General features: G+C 46.3%; 2 protein-coding genes. Both read left to right on the forward strand.

Translation table 11 applies throughout. The features are described from left to right. Positions 1-3,461 (forward strand): DUF6443 domain-containing protein (locus AC1DXC_RS27175; RefSeq protein WP_477462321.1); only part of this gene is annotated, 3,461 nt, incomplete at its 5' end. Between the two features lie 389 nt (positions 3,462-3,850). Further along, the coding region (locus AC1DXC_RS27180; RefSeq protein ID WP_477462322.1) for a hypothetical protein at positions 3,851-4,145 on the forward strand (295 nt) is incomplete at its 3' end.

The raw sequence follows: 4,145 nt of genomic DNA on the forward strand, positions 1-4,145 counted from the left end.
TCCACCGCCGGTCCACCGCCGGGTTTTCGCAAACGCGCACTGCGGCTTCGTCTGCGGCAAATACCACGGGTACGTTTTACCATGAAACCAGTATTACTCTATCCAACGGTTTTTCCACAGCATCGGGCGGCAAATTCCTTGCTTACATTACCCCATTGGATTGCGTTCCGCTGGTAAATAACTTCAGCCGCAACCAGAATTATATAATTAGCACGGTGCCGCAGATAAGCGGGATAACAGATGCCAGCCAGTTTACAGGGAAAACCACCTGCGAGTTGATGCAGACCGTGCAATATATCGATGGCCTTGGCCGCCCGCTGCAAACGGTACAGGTAATGGCTTCACCGACCACAAGGGATGTAGTGCAGCCTTTTGCCATAGACCAGTTTGGCCGCGAAGCGGTGAAATACCTGCCTTACGCCGTAACAGGCACAGCGGCAAGCGACGGTAGCTATAAAGCCAATGCCCTGCAGGCAGGCACGGGGCAGGCTGCTTTTTACAATCAGCCGCCATCTGGAGTAACGCAGATTAGCAGCCCTTATGCCAAAAGCGGGTTCGAGGCATCATCGCTTAACCGGGTAACCGAGCAGGGATCTCCAGGGAACCCCTGGCAGCTCAGCACCAGCGGCATCAGTGGCAGCGGGCATACCGTAAAAATCGTTTACAGCAGCAATAACAATATCAGTTGGGCAACAAATCAGGCAACCAGTCTGCAGGTAGCTTTATACACCGCTACTATCAACAGCAATCAGAGCCGAACGCTTAACGGTGCTGGAATGGGCCTCACCTATAATGACGGCGAGTTATCGGTGACCATCAGTAAGGATGAGAACTGGGTAAGCGGCCGGGCAGGCACAACCGAAGAGTATAAAGATAAAGACGGCCATGTCGTGCTGAAACGCCTTTATAACCTAAAGAATAGCGTCATAGAAGTGCTAAGTACCTACTACGTGTATGATGATATGGGCAACCTGGCCTTCGTGCTGCCGCCAGGGACCGACGCGGACAACGCTAAACCATCGGTAACCGTACTTAACGATTTTTGCTATCAGTACCGTTACGATGAGTTGGGCCGTTTAACCCAAAAGAAGATTCCGGGCAAAGGCTGGGACTACATGGTTTACAATAAACTGGATAAGATAGTAGCCACGCAGGATTCCAACCAGCGGGTAGTCAACCAGTGGATGATTACGAAGTATGATGTGCAGGGGAGGGTTATCGCAAGCGGTTTGTGGGATAACGTCAATACGGCCATTAGCCAGGCTACGCTTCGGAGCAATATCTATGCAGCGCCGCAATGGGACGTGCGTAATTATGCCGATAATACCACAGGCTATACCATCAGCAGCTACCCGCAAACGCTCAGCGGCTATTTGTCCTGGAGTTACTACGATGACTATAACAACCTGCCGTCGTTGCCATCGCAGTATGTAGCTACAGCCAGCATCAATGTAAAATCGATGCCGACGGCTTCTAGAATAGCAGTCATCAAGCCGGATAATACCTACAGCAATATGTTATGGACAGTTAATTATTACGATGAACTGGGCAGACCCATAAAAGCTTACAAACAGCACTTTTTAGGGGGTAGCCTTAGCGCTGCCAATTACGACCAGATAAACAGTGTTTATAATTTCAGCAACCAGCCTACGGCTGTCACCCGCACGCACAACACTCTGGCAAACGGGACCACTACGATCGCGGATACCTATACGTATGATCACGCGGGCAGAAAAAAGCAAAGCTGGGATCAGCTGAATGGTGGCACCAATACGTTATTGAGCCAAATGGATTATAACGAGATCGGCCAATTGCAAATGAAACGGCTGCACAGCACGACCGGTTTCGCACCCTTTGCCCAGGATGTTGCCTACAGCTATAACGAGCGCGGCTGGGTGACGGGGACCTCGGCACCATTGTTTGCTATGCAGTTGCAGTATAATATAACAACCGGCGCAACGCCGCAGTATAACGGTAACATTGCCGGGCAAAATTGGGGTACGCCAACCAGCCTGAACAAGAACTACGTGTACAGCTACGATGCAATTAACCGCCTGACGGACGGCATCAGCAGCGATAACTATAATGAAAAGGGTATCGTTTACGATGTGATGGGGAACATCAAGAACCTGAAGCGGAACTGGAACAGCCCGACAGCCTTGATGGACGACCTGACCTATACCTACAGCGGCAATAAGCTGACCAGCGTAAGCGATGCTTCGGCTGACGCAAGTTCAAGCGGTTACAAATCCGGCACATTTACCTACGCTTACGATGGCAACGGGAATATGGTAACAGATAATAGCAAGGGGCTCGGCATCAATTATAATATCCTGAACCTGCCAAGGATAAATACGCTGCCAACCGGAACAGTTAGCTTTACCTACGACGCTGCAGGCAGGAAATTAAGGAAAACCAGCACCGTTGGCTCAACCGTTACGACGGACTATATCGATGGCATCCAGCACAAAACGGACGGCTCGGTGGACTTTATCCAAACCGAAGCCGGCCGTGCGTTTAATTCGGCAGGCACGTATGCCTACGAATACACCTTAAGCGACCACCTGGGCAACAGCCGCCTAAGCTTCAGCATCGTAAGCGGCGCGCTGCAATTAAAACAAAGCAATGATTATTATCCCTTCGGCCTCGAAACAGGCGGTGCCATTATCAACAGCCCTAAAAATGAGTATCTTTATAACAATAAAGAAAAACAGGAAGAGTTGGGGCAATATGATTACGGCGCAAGGTTTTATGACCCGGTGATTGCAAGGTGGGGCGTGATAGATCCATTGGCAGAGAAATACCGCAGGTGGTCGGTATATAATTATGGCGTTGATAATTCGATCAGATTCATTGATCCGGATGGAATGGAGGCGGAAGATTGTGGATGTTGCCCTAAAGGCAATTCAAATACTCCAATAATGGTTGGCGGTGAAATGACGACAATTAATGAAACTAAAAGACTTCCACGGGCACCTTTCAGTTTAACTGATAAACAGGCTGAAGATGGAGCTCAATTATTGAGTACAGGCGGTACTATTGTTGAAGGTATAGGGTGGGCTGGTGCAGCGACTGGAGTAGAAATTTTAGATCCGTTAATTCCAATAGGTGCATCAATGACTACGGCTGGAACGGCTGTATCGATAACTAATGACGTTGTGAATGGCCGTCAGGGAACTGCATTAATAAAAGGTGCCGCATTGTTAACTTTTAATAGCATTGGCGCTAAAATAGATGCTCTCAAAGTAGCAAAAAAGATAACTAGCCTTGATAGAAAACTCTTAGGTCCTATCAATTACGCGGCAAGCAAATTTGCTGATAAATTGATAGAATCCGGAACAAGCCCAGAAGAACAAGAAAATGTAATAACAGTTAAAAATCCAAATGCTGCGCGAGATTTTTTTAAAAAGGCACAGAAAAAAGAAGAAGAGGAAAAAGAAAAACAACGGCGGAAACACTAAGAATTATTAATAAGATAAATCATGCAAATACTCGAGGGAATTATTTTAATAATATTTGGAATATTGCTTTTAATAAATAGATTGAATTTCTTTGCAAAAGGAGGCGAGGATACATTAGGAGGTAATTGGGGGCTAATTATATGTAGTATTACCAGCATTATTGTTGGAGTAATTAGATTATTTCAATGAATTTTATCATATGGTTAAAAAGACCCAGTACTAGCATGCGCCCAATGTCATTAAGTTAAGATAGTATGCAAATGATTTTCAATTAGTCAACTTTTTGGATTGTGTATTTTGTATATTTAATTAATAATCAATTAGTTAGGAAAATCAGGTCAATGGATCGATTATTATAACACTTTACAAGCACAACCTAAACACTGCCTATGACAAGTTTAAACACCTTTCGCTTTCTGTTTACGGTATTTTTTTTTACACTTATTTCCACCGCCGGGTTTTCGCAAACGCGCACTGCGGCTTCGTCTGCGGCAAATACCACGGGTACGTTTTACCATGAAACCAGTATTACTCTATCCAACGGTTTTTCCACAGCATCGGGCGGCAAATTCCTTGCTTACATTACCCCATTGGATTGCGTTCCGCTGGTAAATAACTTCAGCCGCAACCAGAATTATATAATTAGCACGGTGCCGCAGATAAGCGGGATAACAGATGCCAGCC

The organism is Mucilaginibacter sp. P2_D11 (assembly GCF_056404435.1).